Source organism: Georgenia sp. EYE_87 (assembly GCF_023148685.1).
In the GTDB taxonomy this organism is placed as follows: Bacteria; Actinomycetota; Actinomycetes; order Actinomycetales; family Actinomycetaceae; genus Georgenia.
In genome coordinates, this window is sequence record NZ_JAHXNL010000019.1 from 27,459 (window position 1) to 45,392 (window position 17,934).

The 17,934-nt window shown below is 73.0% G+C and carries 19 protein-coding genes and 1 tRNA gene; 9 read left to right on the forward strand and 11 right to left on the reverse strand.

The features are described 5' to 3' along the window. The first annotated feature begins 119 nt into the window (after positions 1-119). Genes KZX45_RS18465 through KZX45_RS18475 form a run of 3 tightly spaced genes read left to right on the forward strand, consistent with a single transcriptional unit; the run spans position 120 to position 2,274 of the window. Positions 120-1,367, forward strand: a complete 1,248-nt coding sequence (locus KZX45_RS18465; RefSeq protein ID WP_248259222.1) for an NAD(P)/FAD-dependent oxidoreductase — start codon at positions 120-122, stop codon at positions 1,365-1,367. Between the two features lie 5 nt (positions 1,368-1,372). After that, a complete protein-coding gene (locus tag KZX45_RS18470) occupies positions 1,373-1,687 on the forward strand; it encodes a TusE/DsrC/DsvC family sulfur relay protein (RefSeq protein ID WP_248259223.1) in 315 nt (104 codons plus the stop codon). 11 nt (positions 1,688-1,698) lie between these two features. Beyond that, complete coding sequence (locus tag KZX45_RS18475; protein WP_248259224.1) at positions 1,699-2,274, forward strand: DsrE/DsrF/DrsH-like family protein; 576 nt, start codon at positions 1,699-1,701, stop codon at positions 2,272-2,274. Positions 2,275-2,318: 44 nt separating this feature from the next. On the opposite strand, the gene KZX45_RS18480 is transcribed toward KZX45_RS18475, so the two are convergent. After that, positions 2,319-2,804, reverse strand: a complete 486-nt coding sequence (locus KZX45_RS18480) for an NUDIX domain-containing protein (protein ID WP_248259225.1) — start codon at positions 2,802-2,804, stop codon at positions 2,319-2,321. 110 nt (positions 2,805-2,914) lie between these two features. Further along, positions 2,915-4,984 carry a PhoX family phosphatase gene (locus KZX45_RS18485; RefSeq protein WP_248259226.1) on the reverse strand — a complete coding sequence of 690 codons (2,070 nt, stop codon included), beginning with the start codon at positions 4,982-4,984 and terminating at the stop codon, positions 2,915-2,917. A 160-nt stretch (positions 4,985-5,144) separates the two neighbouring features. Here KZX45_RS18485 and KZX45_RS18490 point away from each other — a divergent pair, with 160 nt between their 5' ends. Further along, positions 5,145-5,285: a hypothetical protein gene (locus KZX45_RS18490; protein WP_248259227.1), complete on the forward strand. Its 141-nt coding sequence runs from the start codon at positions 5,145-5,147 to the stop codon at positions 5,283-5,285. A 115-nt stretch (positions 5,286-5,400) separates the two neighbouring features. Beyond that, positions 5,401-6,063, forward strand: a complete 663-nt coding sequence (locus KZX45_RS18495; protein ID WP_248259228.1) for a TetR/AcrR family transcriptional regulator — start codon at positions 5,401-5,403, stop codon at positions 6,061-6,063. 88 nt (positions 6,064-6,151) lie between these two features. On the opposite strand, the gene KZX45_RS18500 is transcribed toward KZX45_RS18495, so the two are convergent. The 3 genes from KZX45_RS18500 to KZX45_RS18510 all read right to left on the reverse strand — a co-directional run bounded on the left by KZX45_RS18500 (position 6,152) and on the right by KZX45_RS18510 (position 9,744). Further along, positions 6,152-6,225 (reverse strand) — tRNA-Pro (locus KZX45_RS18500). Between the two features lie 118 nt (positions 6,226-6,343). Then, on the reverse strand, positions 6,344-7,270 hold the full coding sequence (locus tag KZX45_RS18505; protein WP_374112616.1) for a metallophosphoesterase: 927 nt from the start codon (positions 7,268-7,270) through the stop codon (positions 6,344-6,346). A 20-nt stretch (positions 7,271-7,290) separates the two neighbouring features. Next, the gene (locus KZX45_RS18510; RefSeq protein WP_248259229.1) at positions 7,291-9,744 is read right to left on the reverse strand and encodes a transglycosylase domain-containing protein; all 2,454 of its coding nucleotides are present in this window, start codon (positions 9,742-9,744) and stop codon (positions 7,291-7,293) included. A gap of 212 nt (positions 9,745-9,956) precedes the next feature. Between KZX45_RS18510 and KZX45_RS18515 the strand changes: the two genes are divergently transcribed. Genes KZX45_RS18515 through KZX45_RS18525 form a run of 3 tightly spaced genes read left to right on the forward strand, consistent with a single transcriptional unit; the run spans position 9,957 to position 10,973 of the window. After that, a complete protein-coding gene (locus tag KZX45_RS18515) occupies positions 9,957-10,298 on the forward strand; it encodes a WhiB family transcriptional regulator (RefSeq protein ID WP_248259230.1) in 342 nt (113 codons plus the stop codon). 46 nt (positions 10,299-10,344) lie between these two features. Continuing rightward, positions 10,345-10,509, forward strand: coding sequence for a DUF4177 domain-containing protein (locus KZX45_RS18520; RefSeq protein WP_248259231.1), 165 nt, complete (start codon positions 10,345-10,347; stop codon positions 10,507-10,509). After that, entirely contained in the window at positions 10,506-10,973 is a 468-nt protein-coding gene (locus KZX45_RS18525; RefSeq protein ID WP_248259232.1) for a RidA family protein, read from the forward strand. The genes KZX45_RS18520 and KZX45_RS18525 overlap by 4 nt, the downstream gene beginning before the upstream one ends. Before the next feature lie 87 nt (positions 10,974-11,060). Here the strand turns inward: KZX45_RS18525 and KZX45_RS18530 are convergent, their stop codons facing one another. Beyond that, positions 11,061-11,750 (reverse strand): Crp/Fnr family transcriptional regulator, encoded by a 690-nt coding sequence (locus KZX45_RS18530; protein WP_248259233.1) that lies wholly within the window; start codon positions 11,748-11,750, stop codon positions 11,061-11,063. Between the two features lie 119 nt (positions 11,751-11,869). Here KZX45_RS18530 and nth point away from each other — a divergent pair, with 119 nt between their 5' ends. After that, a complete protein-coding gene (gene nth, locus KZX45_RS18535) occupies positions 11,870-12,598 on the forward strand; it encodes an endonuclease III (protein WP_248259234.1) in 729 nt (242 codons plus the stop codon). A 25-nt stretch (positions 12,599-12,623) separates the two neighbouring features. Here nth and KZX45_RS18540 read toward each other — a convergent pair whose 3' ends face one another. From KZX45_RS18540 to KZX45_RS18560, 5 genes are all read right to left on the reverse strand, one after another. Next, the gene (locus tag KZX45_RS18540) at positions 12,624-13,532 is read right to left on the reverse strand and encodes an alpha/beta hydrolase (RefSeq protein WP_248259235.1); all 909 of its coding nucleotides are present in this window, start codon (positions 13,530-13,532) and stop codon (positions 12,624-12,626) included. 63 nt (positions 13,533-13,595) lie between these two features. Then, positions 13,596-13,919, reverse strand: coding sequence for a branched-chain amino acid transporter permease (locus KZX45_RS18545; RefSeq protein WP_248259236.1), 324 nt, complete (start codon positions 13,917-13,919; stop codon positions 13,596-13,598). Next, positions 13,912-14,700: an AzlC family ABC transporter permease gene (locus tag KZX45_RS18550; protein ID WP_248259237.1), complete on the reverse strand. Its 789-nt coding sequence runs from the start codon at positions 14,698-14,700 to the stop codon at positions 13,912-13,914. The genes KZX45_RS18545 and KZX45_RS18550 overlap by 8 nt, the downstream gene beginning before the upstream one ends. Before the next feature lie 152 nt (positions 14,701-14,852). Further along, entirely contained in the window at positions 14,853-16,850 is a 1,998-nt protein-coding gene (acs, locus tag KZX45_RS18555) for an acetate--CoA ligase (protein ID WP_248259238.1), read from the reverse strand. A 117-nt stretch (positions 16,851-16,967) separates the two neighbouring features. After that, a complete protein-coding gene (locus KZX45_RS18560) occupies positions 16,968-17,882 on the reverse strand; it encodes a hypothetical protein (RefSeq protein WP_248259239.1) in 915 nt (304 codons plus the stop codon). Positions 17,883-17,934 lie beyond the last annotated feature (52 nt).

The window sequence follows — 17,934 nt, forward strand, 5'->3', positions numbered from 1 at the left end:
GGCTAGGGCGGCTCGCTCACCGCCGCGCGCCGAATACCCCCGGGGGTAGGACGTAGGACCCTCGAACCTTGCCGCCCGCCGCGACACGATCGAGTTACTGCAACGAGGCGGAGAGTGCGATGAAGAGTCTGGTGATTCTGGGTGCCGGCACGGCCGGGACCATGGTGGCGAACAAGCTGCGCCGCCGACTGCCACGCAAGGAGTGGCGCATCACGGTCGTCGACCGTGACGACGTCCACCTCTACCAGCCGGGGCTGCTCCTGCTGCCCTTCGGCGTCTACGAGCCGAAGGACCTCATCAGGCCGCGCGACAGATACCTGACCGGAGGCGTGGACCTGGTGCTGGGCGAGATCGACCGGGTCGAGCCGGGCGAGAACCGGGTGCTGCTGTCCGACGGCCGCGCCCTGGACTACGACCAGCTCGTCATCGCGACGGGGACCTCGCCGCGGCCCGAGGAGACGCCGGGCATGGCCGAGGGGGAGTGGCGCCGGAGCATCTTCGACTTCTTCACCCTCGACGGCGCCGTCGCCCTGCGGGACAAGCTCGCCTCCTGGGAGGGCGGCCGGCTCGCCGTCCACGTCACCGAGATGCCCATCAAGTGCCCGGTGGCTCCCCTGGAGTTCACGTTCCTCGCCGACGCCTTCTTCGAGGAGAGGAAGATGCGCGACAAGGTCGAGATCGTCTACGTGACCCCGCTGGAGGGGCCCTTCACCAAGCCCGTCGCGTCGGCTCACCTGGGCACCATGTTCGAGGACCGGCACATCGCCATCGAGCCCGACTTCTACGTCGAGCACATCGACCCGGAGGCGAGGACGCTGGTGTCGATGGACGAGCGCGAGGTGCCGTTCGACCTCCTCGTGACCGTCCCGCTCAACATGGGCGCCGACTTCGTGGCGCGCTCCGGGCTGGGCGACGAGCTCAACTACGTGCCGGTCGACAAGGGCACCCTGATCTCCCGGGCGCACGACAACATCTTCGCGGTCGGCGACGCGAGCGACATCCCCGCCTCCAAGGCCGGGTCGGTGGCGCACTTCGAGGCCGACGGCTTCGTCAAGAACTTCCTCGACCACATCCACGGCCGCCCGATGACCGACCTGTTCGACGGGCACGCCAACTGCTTCATCGAGTCCGGTCACGGCAAGGGCCTGCTCATCGACTTCAACTACGACACCGAGCCCCTGCCCGGTGTGTACCCCTACCCGCGGGTGGGCCCGCTGAGCCTGCTCAAGGAGACCCGCGCCAACCACTGGGGGAAGCTCGCTTTCCGCCACGTGTACTGGAACGTCCTCCTGCGCGGGCTGCCCATGCCCGTCCCGAACCACATGTCCATGGCCGGCAAGGAGACCGCCGGCGCGAGCGGAAGGTGACCACCATGCCCGTCATCGAGATCGGCGCCAAGCCGGTGCACGTCAACGACGAGGGCTTCCTCACGGAGTACGACGAGTGGGACGAGGACATCGCCAACGTCCTCGCCCAGCAGATCGGCATCGAGATGACCGACGCGCACTGGAAGGTCATCCGGTTCCTCCGGGAGGACTTCCGGGCCCAGGGCGAGACCCCCACGACCCGGCGGGTCAACACCGTGGGCGGCATCCCCGTCAAGGAGCAGTTCGCCCTCTTCCCCAAGAAGCCCGGCCGGAAGATGTCCTACATCGCCGGCCTCCCCAAGCCGCACGGCTGCGTCTGAGAGGCACCGCCATGACCACCGAGACCGCACCGCTCATCGTCCCGAGCTTCGACGACGACGAGACCGACCGCAAGCTCGCCATCATCTGCTCCAAGGGCACCCTCGACATGGCCTACCCCGGGCTCATCCTCGGCAACGCCGCCCTCGGGGAGGGCGTGGAGACGCACCTGTTCTTCACGTTCTGGGGCTTCGACATGATCATGAAGTCCCGCGCCCGTGACCTGACGTTCTCACCGGTCGCGAACACGGCGATGCACCTGCCGCTCAAGGAGGTGCAACGGCGGGGTCCGCTGTCCCGGATGAAGCTGCCCGACGAGATCCGCATGCCGCAGGCGCTGGCGCCCGCACCTGGCGTCTCGGCGATGGCGACGCGGATGATGAAGAAGCAGCTGGCCGCCCTGGACGTGCCCGAGGTCCCCGAGTTCCTGGACCAGATCGTCGCCGCCGGCGGGCACCTGTGGGCGTGCCGGCTCTCCGCCGACATGTACGACCTCGACGAGTCCGACTTCCGCGACGACATCGAGGGGATCATCTCCGCCGCCGACTTCATCGAGATGACGGCCGGGGCGCAGCTGCTGTTCATCTAGCGGCAGCTGGCCCGCCGCCGCCCCGGGCCCCGGGGCGGCGGCTCTCAGCGCGCGAAGGCCGGGCCCGCCGTCGGGTCCTCGCGGTAGGCGAGCGCGGCCGCGAGCCGGCTGCGCGAGCTCACCGTGACAAGGTCCGGCAGACCGTCCAGCGGGAACCAGCCGACCTCGGTGGACTCGTCGTCGGCCACGAACGGCTCGCCGTCGACGTGGCGGCACAGGAACGTCAGGTCGAGGTACTGCGAGACGTCCCCGTTGGGATAGGTGACCCGGTCCCCGGAGCTGATGGACGTCAGCGCGAGGACCTCCGCCCGCACCCCCGTCTCCTCGGCGATCTCCCGCACGAGCCCCAGAGCGGGCTCCTCGCCGGGCTCGAGGATGCCCGAGATGAGCGCCCAGAGCCCGTTGTCGGCGCGGCGGCCCATCAGCAGGCGGTCGCCCTCGTCCAGGACGACGCCGGTCACGCCCGGCAGCCAGAGCAGGTCGTGGCCGACGCGGGATCGCAGGGCGGCGACGAAGGGTGGGACGGGCACCCCTCGACCCTACCGACCGCCGGCGCGCGGCACGCACCACGACGGCGAGGGCCGCCGCCTCCCGGGGGAGGCGACGGCCCTCGACGGTCCGCCCGGGCTGCCCGTCAGGGTCAGGCCTGGCCGATCTTCTTCCCGTCGGCACGGTAGGCGACGACGATCGACGGACGGGGGATGGAGGTCCCGCCGTCGGGCCAGTTCGACCGCGGGCTCTCGTAGGAGGCGCCGTCGACCTCGCCGGGGTGCTGGACGGCGACCAGGACGCGCTTGTCGGTGATGACCGGCCCGCAGGTCTCCCCGCCGTGCGGGACCGCGAGGAACTGGCGCACCTCGCCGCGGCGCTTCCCGGCGACGGCGACGCCGTAGAGGGCGTCGTTGGTGCCGAGGGTGCCGGGCTGGCCGTCGGTGCTGATCCACAGGTTGCCGTGGTCGTCGAAGGCCAGGTTGTCCGGGCAGGAGATCGGCGAGACCTGGGACTTGTCGAAGCCGGCGAAGTAGGTGCTCGGGTCCTCCGGGTCGCCGCACAGCAGCAGGATCCGCCAGGCGAACGTGGCCGCCGCGGCGTCCGCGCCCGCCTCCTCCAGCTCCAGGACGTGACCGTGCTTGTTGCTGCCGCGCGGGTTGGACTCGTGGGCCTGGGCTGCCGTCCGGCGGGTGTTGTTGGTCAGGGCCACGTACACGGTGCCCGTCGTCGGGCTGGGCTCGACGTCCTCGGGGCGGTCCATCTTCGTGGCGCCGACGGCGTCGCCCGCCTGACGGGTGAAGATCAGGACCTCCTCGGCGGTCATGCCGGGGACGTGGGAGGTGGTGCCGGTGACCAGCGGGATCCACTCGCCCGCGCCGTCGAACTCGCCGTCGGAGGGCAGGGTGCCGGTGCCGTCGATCTCGGCGGCGGGGGAGTCGCCGGTGAGGCGGGCGACGTAGAGGGTGCCGTTGTCGAGCAGGGTGGCGTTGTGGGCGGCGTCGCCGGGCACGTAGCGGTCGCGCGAGACGTACTTGTACAGGTAGTCGAAGCGCTCGTCGTCGCCCATGTACGCCACCGCGCGGCCGTCGGCCGCGATCCCGATCGTGGCGGCCTCGTGCTTGAACCGGCCCAGCGCGGTGCGCTTCCTCGGCGTCGACGTCGGGTCGAACGGGTCGACCTCGACGATCCAGCCGAAGCGGTTGACCTCGTTCGGCTCCCTGGCCAGGTCGAACCGCTCGTCGAAGCGCTCCCACTTGCGCTCGGAGGCGCCGCCGGGGAGCCCGTAGCGGGAGAGACGCCGGCGGGCGACCGGGTCGGTCACCGCGTCGGCGTTCGCGAAGTACTGGTTGAAGTTCTCCTCGGCGGTCAGCCAGGTGCCCCACGGGGTGAGCCCGCCGGCGCAGTTGTTCAGGGTGCCCAGGACGCGGCGGCCCGTCTCGTCGGCCGAGGTCCTCAGGTGCTCGGAGCCCGCCGCGGGTCCGGTGAGCTCGAACTCGGTGCGCGTGTGCAGGCGGCGGTTGAGCGGGTGGTCGACGATCGCGTCGAACGCCCCGGAGCGGGGCCCGCGGTGCTTGCCGGTGACGCCGACGACGGTGAGGCCGTGCGCCGCCCACGCGATCCTGACCTGCTCCTCCGTCGGGTTCTCGGGGTCGTAGTCCGGGAACATCATCGGTTCGGAGGTGTACTCGTGGTTCACCACCATGACCTGCTCGTCCTGGTTGTTCAGGGGCAGGAGGCCGACGTGGTCGTTGTTGTAGCCGAACTGGCGCAGCTGGGCGGCCTCGGTCTGGTTCGCCGCGTCGAAGGCGGGGGCGTCGGAGAAGAGCGGGTCGCCCCAGCGCATCACGACGTCGTGCAGGTAGCCGGCCGGGACGGTGACGGCGTCGTCGGTCTGCTGCGCGATGGGCGTGAAGCGCAGGCCGACGGCCGCCTCCGTGTTGCCGCCGGGGGCGCCGGCCGTGGGGGCGGCGACGGCGTCCTGGCGGCCCAGCGTGGTGGTGGCGGCCCCGGCGAGCGCGACGACGGCGCCCGCCTTGAGGACGCTGCGGCGCGAGAAGGCGCTCGCGGCGACGTCGCCGAAGTAGGGGTTGTCCGAGGTGTTGGGCACCTCGTGGAAGCACGCGTCGCCGCAGCGGTAACGGCAGGTCAGGGCGGAACGCCCCGTGCCGTGGCCGGCGAGAAGGGGGAGCAGGGAACGACGCGAGGTCGGGACGGGCATGACGGCTCCTCGAAGAAGGTGGGTGTCGCCGCCAACGTACGGACGTCAGGTGTCCGACAGGGGCGAGGATCGGTGAACGGAGGGCGAACAGAGTCTGCGCGTTGCGCCGGCCGCCCGGTCGGCCGACACTGGGGCTCCACGTGTCTGCACAGGGAGAGCCATGCCGGGTCAGCCGCACCAGCGCCGGGAGGCGGAACCACCCGGGGAGCCGCGACGTCCGCGGCCGGGCGTCGCCGTGGGCGTGGTGGTGCTCCTGGTCGGCGTCGCGGTCGCCGCGCTCGTGCTCTTCCTCCTGCTCTGACCGGCCTGGTGCGCTCCGCCCGTCATTAGCGCCCGGCGCCGTCCGCGCGGCGGTAGTGTCCCGATCGACCGAACGAGTGAGCTGGTCGGGGGCAGCGCGGACACGAGGAACCGACATGACTGAGATGGTCGCCCCAGCGCCCCCCACCGCCGCGGGCAGGCGGCAGCGCCGCGGCCCCGGCCGCCCCCGGCACGCCGACACGGAGCCACGGGCCTACCGGTCCGCGCTCGAGATCTTCGGCCGCCGCGGCTGGGCCGGTCTCACGCTCGACGGCGTCGCGTCCCACGCGGGCATCGGCAAGTCCTCGATCTACCTGCGGTGGAACGACAAGGGCGAGCTGCTCCTGGACGCGGTCCGCGACCTCCAGAGGCGCGTGCCGGCCCCGGACACCGAGGGGCTGGGGATCCGGGACCTGCTCGTGGCGCACGCGCGGGCCCGGGCCGACCTCCTGACCGGCGACTACGGACCGGCCCTGGCCAACCTGTGCACGGCGGCGGCGGCGGACCCCGACGTGCTCGACGAGATCCGCAAGGTCGACCTCGCGCGCGGCATGTGCGCGCTGACCGAGCAGGTCGAGGAGGCCGTCCGGGGCGGCGAGCTGGCCCCCGGGACCGCGGTGGGCCCGCTCCTGGAGGCGATCGAGGGCTCGATCCTCGTGCACTACCTCGTGAACCCGACCGCGCCGGCGGAGGAGCTCCGCGCCGGCCTGGAGGGCTACGTCACGGCCCTCGTGGACCACCAGCTGCGGCCGCTCGAGCGGCCCCCGGTCGCGGCCTAGGCCGGCCGAGCAGCGGACGGGGCCCACCCGTACCGAGCAGAAGGGCCGCCCGCCTGCGACTGGCGCAGGCCGGCGGCCCTTCCAACTGTCGGGGTGGCGGGATTTGAACCCACGACCTCTTCGTCCCGAACGAAGCGCGCTACCAAGCTGCGCCACACCCCGGTGGAACCGGTTCAGAATAGCCGAGCGAGGGCCCGGTCGTGAAACCGATACGCCCGGATGAGACGCACGCCACGCCGACCGGCGGCAGCGGGCCCCCGAGTCCGGGCGCGCGGCGCCGTCATCGCTCCCGCGCGACGAGGGTGAGCAGCGAGGCCTCCGGCCGGCAGGCGAAGCGCACCGGCGCGTACGGGCTCGTGCCCAGACCGGCGGAGACGTTCAGCCACATCGAGTCGGCACCGCCGTCGCCGTCGGCTCCGGGGCGCGGCCCCGGCCACCCGTGCAGGCCCGAGGCTCGCCCGCGGTCGAGGTCGCAGTTCGTGACGAGCGCCCCGTAGAACGGCAGGCAGAGCTGGCCGCCGTGCGTGTGCCCCGCCACCACGAGGTCGCAGCCGTCGGCGTGCATCTGGTCCAGCACCCGGGTGTACGGCGCGTGGGTCACGCCCAGGTGCAGGGCCGGGCAGTCCGCGGGCGGTTGCTCGGCACGCGCCGAGGTGGGGAAGCGGTCCCGGTCCAGGTGGGGGTCGTCCACGCCCACGAGCTCGATCCGGGTGCCGCCCACCTCCAGCCGGTCCCGCCGGTTCGTGAGGTCCTTCCAGCCCGCCGCGCGGAACGCGGCGGTGAGCTCCGACGTCGGCAGCGGGCTGTGGTCCATCTCGGTGCGTGCGTCCGGCAGCAGGTACCTGGCCGGGTTCTTCGGCTTCGGCGCGAAGTAGTCGTTCGACCCGAGGACGAAGGCGCCCGGGAGGTCCAGGAACGGCGCGTACGCCTCGAGGACGCCCGGGACCGCTTCCGGATGGGCCAGGTTGTCGCCGGTGGTCACGACGAGGTCCGGCTCGTACCGGGCGAGGTCGCGTACCCAGGCCACCTTGTGCCGGTGGCTCGGGACCAGGTGGAGGTCCGACAGGTGCAGGAGCCGCAGGGGTCGCGCCCCGGCGGGCAGCACCGGGACGGTGTGGCGGCGCAGCGTGAACATCGAGGCCTCGGCGAGGGCCCACCCCAGGGCGCCGACGCCCGCCAGCGTCAGGGCGCCGAGGCCCGCAGCCACCCGCCGGGGGTCGACGGCGCTCAGTCGTCGTCCCCGTCGTTGCCGTTGCCGTTCCCGTTGCCGTTGTTGCCGGGGTTGTCGGACGGCGGCTCCGCCGGCTGCGCCGGTTCTGCCGGCTCCGGCGGGGCAGGAGGCGGCTCGGGCGCGGGCGGCGGCGCGGGCGCGGGGCCGGCGCTCGGGATGACGGTGATCATGGTGCCGGGCGCGGCGCGCGTGCCGGCCCGGGGGTTCGTCACGACGGCGGCTCCGGCCTGCCAGCCCGAGTTCACCGGGGAGCCGAGCCGCACCTGGAAGCCGGCCTGCGTGAGGATGGTCTGCGCCTCCGCCGCGCTTCGTCCCGCGACGTCCGGCACGGGGATCCGGTCGCCGTACAGCGCGGTGGGCGGCACGGGCGGGAACGGCTGGTGCGGGACGCCGTTGAGGGCGGCCGCCACGAAGTTGCGCCACGTCGGGGCCGGGATCCGGCCACCGTAGACCAGGCGGTGGAACTGGCCGTTGATGGTCGAGTCGAACATCGACTTCGTGCCCTCCTGGTGGCCCATCCACACCGCCGCGGCGAGCTGCGGCGTGTAGCCCACGAACCAGGCCGCGGAGTCGTCGTTCGCGGTGCCGGTCTTGCCGGCGGCGGGACGGCCGTCGGGAAGGACCGCGTTGGAGCCGGTGGAGCCGCGCTGCGGGGTCACCACGGTCTGGAGCGCGTGGGTGACGCCGTCGGCGACGTCCTGCTCGATCGCCTGGTTGCAGGTGGGCTGCGGTGCGGCGATCTCCGTGCCGTCACGGTCGGTGATCTTGGTGATCGCCAGCGGCTCGCACATCTTGCCGCGCGCCGCCAGGGTGGCGAACGCGACGGCCTGGCTCAACGGCGTGACGGTGTTCGAGCCGAGGACGGCGGCCGGGTTGGGGGTCAGCGGCTCCCCGGAGCCGGTCCGGACGCCCATGGCGGCCGCGTTGTCGACGATGTTGCACATGTCCATCTGGTTCGCCATCTCGACGAACGGCAGGTTCACGGACTGCCGGGTCGCCTCGATGACCGAGATCCGGCGACCCACGGCGGAGCTCTCGAGGTTGTTCGGCTCGTAGTTGTCCTCGTACTTCCCGCAGGAGATGTTCCAGCTCTCGCGCGGGTAGGACCGCCGGTTGGCCACGACCTCGTCGTTGAGGGTGCGCCCGTTCTCGAGCCACTCCACGAGCGTGAACACCTTGAACGAGGAGCCGGACTGGAACCCCCGCCCGCCGCCGTGGCTGAGCCCGGCGTTGAGGTTGACCTTCGTCGCGCCCGGGTCCTCCGCCGAGGGGGTGCCCCAGTTGGTGTTCTGCACCATCGCCTGGATCTTGCCGGTGCCGGGCTCGACCGAGGAGAGGGCCATCTTGATGTTGGACGGGTCGTTGACGGGGACGCTGGCCGTGACGGAGTCGAAGGCGGCCTGCTGCCTCGCCGGGTCGATCGTCGTGTGGATGACGAGACCCCCGCGGTACAGGGCCTGCTGACGGTCGGCCAGGTCCTTGCCCCAGTCCTCCGACTGCAGCAGCTCGTCGACGACGTACTCGCAGAAGTAGGCGGAGATGCCCGCCGCGGCGCAGCCGTTCGGCGTCGGCGAGACGCGGAGCATCTCCTCGATCGGCAGGGCGACGGCCTCGTCGAACTCGGCCTGGGAGATGAACTTCTGGTCCAGCATCGTCTGCAGGACGGTGTCCCGGCGCACCTTGGCGTTCTCCGGGTTGCGCACCGGGTCGTGCCGCGCCGGGGACTGCGTGATGCCGGCGAGCATGGCCGACTCGGCGACGGTGAGGTCCTTGGCCGACTTGGAGAAGTAGTACTTCGACGCCGTCTCCACCCCGTACTGCGACGGGCCGAACTGGGCGATGTTGAGGTAGCCCTCGAGGATGTCCTCCTTGCTGACCTTCTGCTCCAGGCCGATCGCCAGCCGGGCCTCCTCCAGCTTGCGGCCCAGGGTGGTCTCGGTGGCCGCGTCGATGGCCGCCTCGTCGCCCGAGATGCGGCCGGCCTCGATGAGGACGTTCTTGACGTACTGCTGGGTCAGGGTGGAGGCACCCTCGAGCGGGCCGCCGGCGATGTTGTTGACGAGGGCGCGGAGCATGCCCTCGGGGTCGACACCCCGGTGGTCGTAGAAGCGCCGGTCCTCGATCGCGACGACGGCGTTGCGCACGTGCGGCGAGATCTCCTCGAGGGGCACCACGATGCGGTTGTCCGCGTAGATGCTCGCGAGCACGGAGCCGTCCGCCGCCACGATCTGGCTGCTCTGGGACGGCTCGGGGATGGCGAGCTCGCTCGGCAGGTCGTCGAAGAGGTCGGTCGTGGACTGGCTCACCGCTCCGGCGGCGCCGACCGCGGGCATGACCAGCCCCGCGGTGAGCACGCCGCCCAGGCCCGCCATCAGCAGGAAGGCGAGCAGCATGACGAGCAGCTGCACCGGCTTGACGGCGCGGCCCGGCGCCGACGAGGGAGACGACATACGCCCAGGGTACGTGGACCCGCCGACGCCGGTCCCGCCAGGTGGTTCGCGCCACGCCGTGCGGGGCGGCGCCATCACCACTTCGGGGGAGGTGAGGTCGCGGTTGTGTCACGGCTCTTCCGTGTGGTGTACATCACGGATAGCGTCGGCCGGGGGCGAAATGGTCCGGCCGGTCGGCCGGGAGCGGGGGGCGTGATGGTGAGGAGGTCCCGATGTTCGACGAGGATCAGACATGGGCGTCTCGCGCTGCCTGCGCCGGGACGGAACCGGACGCGCTGTTCGTCCGAGGGGCGGCGCAGCGGCAGGCCCGCCAGCTCTGCTTCACCTGCCCGGTACGGATGGAGTGCCTCGCGGACGCGCTGTCCTCGAACGCCTCGTTCGGGGTCTGGGGCGGGCTGACCGAGCGCGAGCGCCGTGCGCTGGTGCGCCGCTACCCCGAGGTCGACGACTGGCAGGCGTGGCTGCACCGGGAGGACGACGAGCTGATCGCCGAGCTCCGCGCGCAGCGCGCGCCACGGATCATCGCGCGCATGCGGGCCGCTCAGAGCGCCTGACCCGCCCGGCGGCCGGGGCGGCCGGGGCCGCCCCTAGGATGGCGCCATGACCACTTGGGAGTACGCGACCATTCCGCTGCTGATCCACAACACGAAGGCGATCCTCGACCAGTGGGGCGAGGACGGCTGGGAGCTGGTCCAGGTCGTGCCCGGCCCGGCCGGCTCCAACAACCTCGTGGCGTACCTCAAGCGTCCGAGGGGCGAGAGGTGAGCGTCACCGAACGCCTCGCCGAGCTCGGCCTGACGCTTCCCCCGGTGGCGGCGCCGGTGGCCGCGTACGTCCCCGCAGTGCGCCACGGCGACCTGGTCCACACCTCCGGCCAGCTGCCGATGGTCGACGGCGCGCTCGCCCTGACGGGCAAGGTGGGCGAGTCCGCGGGCTCCGTCACGCCCGAGCAGGCCAAGGACGCCGCCCGCACCTGCGCGCTCAACGCCCTCGCCGCCGTCGCGGCCGAGGTCGGCGGTCTCGACCAGGTGGTGCGCGTGGTCAAGGTGACCGGCTTCGTCGCCTCCGAGCCCGCGTTCACCGGCCAGCCGGGCGTCGTCAACGGCGCGTCCGAGCTGCTCGGGGAGATCTTCGGCGACGCGGGCCGGCACGCCCGCTCCGCCGTCGGCGTGGCCGCCCTGCCGCTGGACGCACCGGTCGAGGTCGAGCTGGTCGTCGCCGTCCGCTGACGGCCGGTCACCCCGCCGGCACCCGAGACCGACGACGGCGCCCCCTCCCGCGGGAGGGGGCGCCGTCGTCTGTCGTGAGGCGGCTCGTCAGCGGGCGCGGCGGCGGAGACGGTCGATGTCGAGCAGCAGCACGGCCCGGCCCTCGAGGCGGATCCAGCCCCGGGAGACGAACTCCGCGAGGGACTTGTTGACGGTCTCGCGCGAGGCGCCCACGAGCTGGGCGAGCTCCTCCTGGGTGAGGTCGTGCGGGACGTGGATCCCCTCGTCGGTGGTCTGGCCGAACCGGTCGGCGAGATCGAGCAGGGCCTTGGCCACGCGGCCGGGCACGTCGGAGAACACGAGGTCGGCGAGGGACTCGTTGGTGCGGCGCAGGCGCTGGGCGAGGGCCTTGAGCATGTGCCTGGACAGGCCCGGACGGGTCTCGACGAAGCTCATCAGGGCGTCGTGGTCGAGCGCGAGGAGACGCGTGGGCGCCACGGCCGTCGCCGTCGTCGAGCGCGGGCCCGGGTCGAAGAGGGTGAGCTCGCCGAGCAGCTCGCCGGGACCGAGCACGGCGAGGAGGTTCTCACGGCCGTCGCTGGCGGTGTGCCCCAGCTTCACCTTGCCGTCGAGAAGGATGTACAGGCGGTCTCCGGGGTCACCCTCGTTGAAGAGGATCTCGCCGCGACGGAGCGTCGTCTCGGACATCAGGGAGCGCAGCTCGGCCTGGTCCTGCTCGTCGAGCGCGTCGAAGAGTGGCACGGTGCCGATCACGTTCTGTTCCACAGTGGGTCCCATCTGCCGCCGGTCGTTGCTGACGCGGCCCGCTGACGAGCCACGACGTCGGCTACATCCTGCCACCACCTGTGACCCCGGGCACGGGCGTGGCCGCGGCGCGCCGCTCTACGCTGGGCCGCATGAGCCCAGCAACCCCCCGCACGCGCGGCGCCCGGCCGCCCCGACCGCGCTCGAGGAAGGCGGCCCGGGAGCAGGCGCTGGCCGTCGACGAGCTCCTCGCCACCGCCTGGCCGGGCGCCCGCTGCGAGCTCGACTTCACCACCCCGCTCGAGCTGCTCATGGCCACGGTGCTCTCCGCGCAGACCACGGACAAGCGGGTCAACCAGGTCACCCCCACGCTGTTCGCGCGCTACCCCGACGCCGCCGCCTACGCCGGTGCGCGGCGCGAGGAGCTGGAGGAGATCCTGAAGCCGCTCGGGTTCTTCCGCGCGAAGGCGGCGTCCGTGCAGGGCATCGGCGCCGCCCTGGTGGCCGACCACGGCGGCGAGGTGCCCGCGAGCCTGGACGAGCTGGTGAAGCTGCCCGGGGTGGGCCGCAAGACGGCGAACGTGGTGCTGGGCAACGCGTTCGGCATCCCCGGCATCACGGTGGACACGCACGTCGGCCGGCTCTCCCGGCGGCTCGGGTGGACGAGGGAGAAGGACCCGGTCAAGGTGGAGAAGGCGATCGCCGAGCTGCTGCCGCCCGAGGAGTGGACGATGGCGTGCCACCGCCTGATCTTTCACGGCCGGCGCGTCTGCCACTCGCGCCGCCCGGCCTGCGGCGCCTGCGTGCTGGCCGAGCTGTGCCCGTCCTACGGGGAGGGGGAGACGGACCCGGAGAAGGCGCGCGCCCTGGTCGCGGTGTGACGACGCCGGGTCGGACGACGGCGGGTCAGAGGTCCGCGAGGAGCTCCAGCAGCAGCGCGGTCACCCGGTCCGGCGCCTCCTCGGGCAGGAAGTGCCCGGCGCCGTCGACGACCTCCTGGCGCAGCGGCCCGGTGACGTAGGAGGCGTCGTGGAGGAAGACCCGGGCCGGCAGCAGCGGGTCCAGGGCGCCGCGCACCGTCAGCGTCGGCACGGTCACCGGGCGGCTGACCTGCGCGAGGTACCGGCGCCCGTCGGTGCGGGGCGTGGACCGGACGAGCCAGCGGAAGTGCTCCATCGTCGAGTGCGCCGCGAACGGCAGGCCCATCGCCTCGGTGTACAGGGCCGCCTCCGCGGTGGCGCCGTCGTTGCCCGGGGCCGACCAGGCCCGGAGCAGCTTGGCGACGAGGCCGCCCTCGAGCAGCGCCCGCTCGGGGAACCAGGGGATCTGGAAGCGCAGCACGGTGCCGAGGGCCCGGGCGGGCAGCGGGTTGCTCAGCCGGTGCAGCGGCACCGGGTGCGGGTTCGCCAGCACCGCGACCGCGCGGGTGAGGTCCGGCGCGACGTGCGGCATCGCCCAGGCCACCGTGCCGCCGAAGCCGTGGCCGACGACGACGGCGCTCGCCGCACCGAGGGACCGGATCACCCCGGCGACGTCGCGGGCGAACACGGCGGTCTCGTGCCGGTGGGGCGGCTTGTCGGAGCCCCCGAAGCCGCGCAGGTCCATGGCGGCCACGGCGTGCCCCGCCTCGGCCAGCGCCGGGATCTGGTGGCGCCAGGCCCACCAGAACTCGGGGAAGCCGTGCAGCAGCAGCACGACCGGACGGTCCGGGCGGAACTCGCCCGCGGTCACGACGTGGAACTGGGCGCCGTTGGCGGCGACGTCGCGGTGCTGCCAGGGACCTGGGACCAGCACACAGCTCGAGTCGGCGACCACGGTCGGCACGTTACCGGCTGCCGGCGTCCGGCCGGACGCCGACGCCACTCGTCATGACGGCCGTCACAGCACGGCCAGCAGAGCCATGTACGCGCCGGTGCCGCCGAGGATGCTCAGCATCGCGTTGCGCCGCCACAGGTGCAGGGCGGCCGTGACGCCGACGCCCACGAGCTCGGGCAGGCCGTGCGGGGCGCTGGTGAGGTCCACCGACGAGAGGGTGTAGACCACGAGGATCGCCATGACCCCCAGCGGCATCGTGCGGGCCAGGTGGTCGACGACGGCAGAGTCGCGCACCCGGCGCAGCGCGACGAACGGCGCCAGGCGAAGCGCGTACGTGACGGCGGAGATCACGAGCAGGGTCAGGAGGATCTGGCCGGCGCTAGGCATGGCGGCCCTCCGTGGTGCTCGGGGCTCCGGCGGTCCTGTCGCGAGCCCGCTGCCGGAGCAGGCGGGCGACCAGCACGACGACGAACGCCGTGAGTGCGAGCACGAGCATGCCGCCCGGGGCGACGGCGAGGGCGAGCCCGGCGCAGGCGAGCGCGACCAGCAGGGTCGGCAGGTCGGGGGCCGCGCGGTAGGCGTCGATCGTGAGGACCACGAACAGGGCCGTCAGCGCGAACCCGAGGCCCTCGGCGTCGAGGCCCAGGCCCGCCCCGAGCAACGCTCCGACCGTGGAGCCGGTGAGCCAGTAGAGGTGGCAGAAGATCTCCGTGGCGAGCACCCGCGTGCCGGTCAGGGTGTGCGGGGGCCGCGTGGCGAGCAGCGCGTACGCCTCGTCGGTCAGGGCGTGGACGCCGTAGAGCCGCCCGATCCCGGAGCGGATCTTCCGCAGCGGGAAGCTCAGGCCGTAGAAGACGTGCCGGAAGTTCACGAAGAACGTCGTGGCGGCCACCTGGGCGAGGCCCACGCCGCCGGTGACGAGGCCGATGGCGAGGAACTCCATCGAGCCGGCGTAGATGAGTACCGAGAACACCGGTGCCCACCACCAGTCCAGCCCGCTGGTGGCGAGCAGCACGCCGAACGCCGTCCCGAGAGGCAGGTAGCCCATGCCCACGCCGAGCGTGTCCCTGGCCGCCAGGCCCACCTGGTGCCGCCGGTAGGCGCGGCGCCCGAGCACGGGGGCTGCGCCGCCGTCGCCCTCGGCGGCGGGGACGGAGCGGGCGGACATGAGGCCAGGTTAGGTCCCGGCGCCGCGCGGCTCGGCCCGTGCCCATACCGCGGGAGGCAGGGGGCAGCCACCGGACGACCGCTCCAGGACAGCACGACCGCTGCAGGCGCTCCTGCAGCGGTCGTGCTGTCGTGCGGCGCTCGGGGCGGGGGCTACCGCTGCATGCCGCGGCTGATCTGGTCCATCACGGAGGAGTCCGCCAGCGTGGTGACGTCACCGGCCTGGCGGCCCTCGGCGATGTCCTTGAGCAGGCGGCGCATGATCTTGCCCGAGCGGGTCTTGGGCAGCTCGGCGACCACGAGGATCGAGCGCGGCTTGGCGATCGGTCCGATCTCCTTGGCGACGTGGTTGCGGAGCTCGGCGACGACGTCGGCCCCCTCGCCGTCCTCGTCGGCACGCTCGACGGCGTCCGAGCGCAGGATGACGAAGGCGACGACGGCCTGTCCCGTGGTGTCGTCCTTGGCGCCCACCACCGCCGCCTCGGCGACGATCGGGTGCGACACGAGGGCGGACTCGATCTCCGTCGTCGAGAGGCGGTGGCCGGAGACGTTCATGACGTCGTCGACGCGGCCGAGGAGCCAGATGTCGCCGTCCTCGTCCTTCTTGGCACCGTCGCCCGCGAAGTACATGCCCTCGAAGCGGGACCAGTACGTGTCGTAGAAGCGCTGCGGGTCGCCCCAGATGCCGCGCAGCATCGACGGCCACGGCTCGGTCAGCACGAGATAGCCCCCGCCGCCGTTGGGCACCGGCTCGGCGGCCTCGTTGAGGACGTCGGCGGCGATGCCGGGCAGCGGCGTCTGCGCGGAGCCGGGCTTGGCGGCGGTGACGCCCGGCAGCGGGGAGATCATGATCGCGCCCGTCTCGGTCTGCCACCAGGTGTCGACCACCGGCGTCCTCCCGGCGCCGATCGTCTCGCGGTACCACATCCACGCCTCGGGGTTGATGGGCTCGCCGACCGAGCCGAGCACGCGCAGGGAGGACAGGTCGTGGCGCTCGGGGTACTCCTTGCCCCACTTCATGCAGGTGCGGATCGCCGTCGGGGCCGTGTAGAGGATCGAGACCTTGTACTTCTCGACGATCTCCCACCACCGGTCCTTGTCCGGGGTGTCGGGCGTGCCCTCGTAGATGACCTGGCTGGCGCCGTTGACGAGCGGGCCGTAGGTGACGTAGCTGTGGCCCGTCACCCAGCCGATGTCCGCGGTGCACCAGTACACGTCGGTCTCGGGCTTGAGGTCGAAGACGTACCTGTGGGTGAACGCGCACTGGGCGAGGTACCCACCGGTGGTGTGCAGGATGCCCTTCGGCTTCCCGGTGGTGCCGGAGGTGTAGAGGATGAACAGCGGGTGCTCGGCCTCCACCGCCACCGGGGTGTGCTCGGGCGAGGCGGCCGCGAGGGCGTCGGCCCACCGGACGTCCCGGCCCTCGGTCCAGGGGACGTCCTGGCCCGTGCGCTCGACGACGAGCACGTGCTGGACCGGCGTGCCCTTCTCCAGGGCCTCGTCGACAGCGGGCTTGAGCGCACTGGCCTTGCCGCGGCGGTAGCCGCCGTCGGCGGTGATGACCACGCGCGCCTCGGCGTCGTTGATGCGGCTGTGCAGCGCCTCGGCGGAGAAGCCGCCGAAGACCACGGAGTGCGGGGCGCCGATGCGCGCGCAGGCGAGCATCGCGACGACCGCCTCGGGGATCATCGGCAGGTAGATCGCCACCCGGTCGCCGGTCCCCACGCCCAGCTCGGTCAGGGCGTTGGCGGCCCGCGAGGTCTGCTCCTTCAGGTCGGCGTAGGTGAGGGTGCGGGTGTCGCCGGGCTCACCCTCGAAGTAGATCGCGACGCGGTTGCCGCGGCCCTCCTCGACGTGCCTGTCGACGGCGTTGTACGTGGCGTTGAGCTCGCCGTCCGCGAACCACCGGGCCACGGGGGCGCCCGAGAAGTCCAGCGTCTCGGTGAAGTCCTTCGACCAGGTCAGCAGCTCGCGCGCCTGCTCCGCCCAGAAGCCCGCCCGGTCGGCAGCGGCCCGCTCGTAGATCTCGGGCCTGGCGTTGGCCTGGGCCGCGAACTCGGGGCTCGGCGGGAACGCCCGGGTCTCGTGGAGGAGGTTCTCCAGGTCTGCCTCGGGGGCCTGGGGCGTGGTGGTGGCGTCGTGCTGGGACATCTACGTCCTCCCTGGGGCGAGAAGCGTGGCGGCGGCGTGTGCCGCGCATCACAGAACTGTCGCATGCAACATAGCGAACTCGTCCGTGCCCGAGACAGCCCGTCTCCGGCGTCTGTGTTACCGCCCGTTGCCGTGGCGTGCGGAGCGACCGGTGCGCAGGGCGTAGGCCTCGCGGGCCCGCTCCTCGGCGCGGCCGAGCCGGCGGGCGCCGTGGGAGACCACACCGACGGCCAGCAGGCCCAACCCGTACAGGGCGAGCCGTCCGGCGGGGCCGTCGGCGAGCAGGTGGTGCGCGACGTTGCGGCCGAGCGCGTTGAGGTCCTCCAGCCAGGTCACCGCAGGCTCCACGACCTCGGCGGTCCGGGCGGGCAGGATCACGAAGGCGAGGCCGGCGAGCAGCACCAGGACACCGGTCACCTGGGCCCCGAGGGAGGACCACCGGGCGGTCAGCAGGACGACGGCGGTGACGACGAGCCCGGCGGCAAGCTCGATGAGGGCGGCGGGGGCCAGCTCGCCCCGCGCCCAGGGGCTGTCGTCGCCGAGCGTGAGGCGAGCTCCGGCGTCGGCGACGAGGTACCAGGCCACCGGGGCCAGGACGAGCGTCAGGAGCAGGCTCCACCAGTGCGCGCCCGCGCGGGAGCGGGGGGCCGCCTGCGTGGCGCCGTCGAGCACGCCGGCGGACGCCTCCCGCTCGCGCCAGCGCTCCCGCAGGGCCGCCTCCTCGGGCGTGCGCGCCACGTGCGGGCCGGGCTCCGGGCGGGTGCCGGGCTCCGGGTGCGGGTCCGCGTCGCCGCGGGGGGTGCCGGCGTCCGCGCCGGTCGGGGCCTCGCCGCGCAGCCCCATGAACCCCTGGCGGCGCGTCGCGGTGCTCTCCAGCTCGGAGGTGTCGTCCCGCTCCGGGCGCCGGGCGGCGGGGCTGCGGAAGCTGCCGGCGCGGAGGTCGGCGGTCTCGTCGGCGTCGTGGGCGGTGGGGTCCGGCGTCGGCTCGTCCCGGCGGGGCGTCCGGGCGTCGTCGGGGCTGGGCGTGGTCACGTGAGCCTCCTCGATCGGTGGATCGCGGTCACGCTAACGGACGCCGGGGGCG

Bases quoted from the DNA above. Each gene is read 5' to 3' on its own strand.
- KZX45_RS18465 (WP_248259222.1), top strand. From the start codon at position 120: ATGAAGAGTCTGGTGATTCTGGGTGCCGGCACGGCCGGGACCATGGTG.
- KZX45_RS18470 (WP_248259223.1), top strand. From the start codon at position 1,373: ATGCCCGTCATCGAGATCGGCGCCAAGCCGGTGCACGTCAACGACGAG.
- KZX45_RS18475 (WP_248259224.1), top strand. From the start codon at position 1,699: ATGACCACCGAGACCGCACCGCTCATCGTCCCGAGCTTCGACGACGAC.
- KZX45_RS18485 (WP_248259226.1), bottom strand. From the start codon at position 4,984: ATGCCCGTCCCGACCTCGCGTCGTTCCCTGCTCCCCCTTCTCGCCGGC.
- KZX45_RS18490 (WP_248259227.1), top strand. From the start codon at position 5,145: ATGCCGGGTCAGCCGCACCAGCGCCGGGAGGCGGAACCACCCGGGGAG.
- KZX45_RS18495 (WP_248259228.1), top strand. From the start codon at position 5,401: ATGACTGAGATGGTCGCCCCAGCGCCCCCCACCGCCGCGGGCAGGCGG.
- KZX45_RS18510 (WP_248259229.1), bottom strand. From the start codon at position 9,744: ATGTCGTCTCCCTCGTCGGCGCCGGGCCGCGCCGTCAAGCCGGTGCAG.
- KZX45_RS18515 (WP_248259230.1), top strand. From the start codon at position 9,957: ATGTTCGACGAGGATCAGACATGGGCGTCTCGCGCTGCCTGCGCCGGG.
- KZX45_RS18520 (WP_248259231.1), top strand. From the start codon at position 10,345: ATGACCACTTGGGAGTACGCGACCATTCCGCTGCTGATCCACAACACG.
- KZX45_RS18530 (WP_248259233.1), bottom strand. From the start codon at position 11,750: ATGGGACCCACTGTGGAACAGAACGTGATCGGCACCGTGCCACTCTTC.
- nth (WP_248259234.1), top strand. From the start codon at position 11,870: ATGAGCCCAGCAACCCCCCGCACGCGCGGCGCCCGGCCGCCCCGACCG.
- KZX45_RS18545 (WP_248259236.1), bottom strand. From the start codon at position 13,919: ATGCCTAGCGCCGGCCAGATCCTCCTGACCCTGCTCGTGATCTCCGCC.
- KZX45_RS18550 (WP_248259237.1), bottom strand. From the start codon at position 14,700: ATGTCCGCCCGCTCCGTCCCCGCCGCCGAGGGCGACGGCGGCGCAGCC.
- acs (WP_248259238.1), bottom strand. From the start codon at position 16,850: ATGTCCCAGCACGACGCCACCACCACGCCCCAGGCCCCCGAGGCAGAC.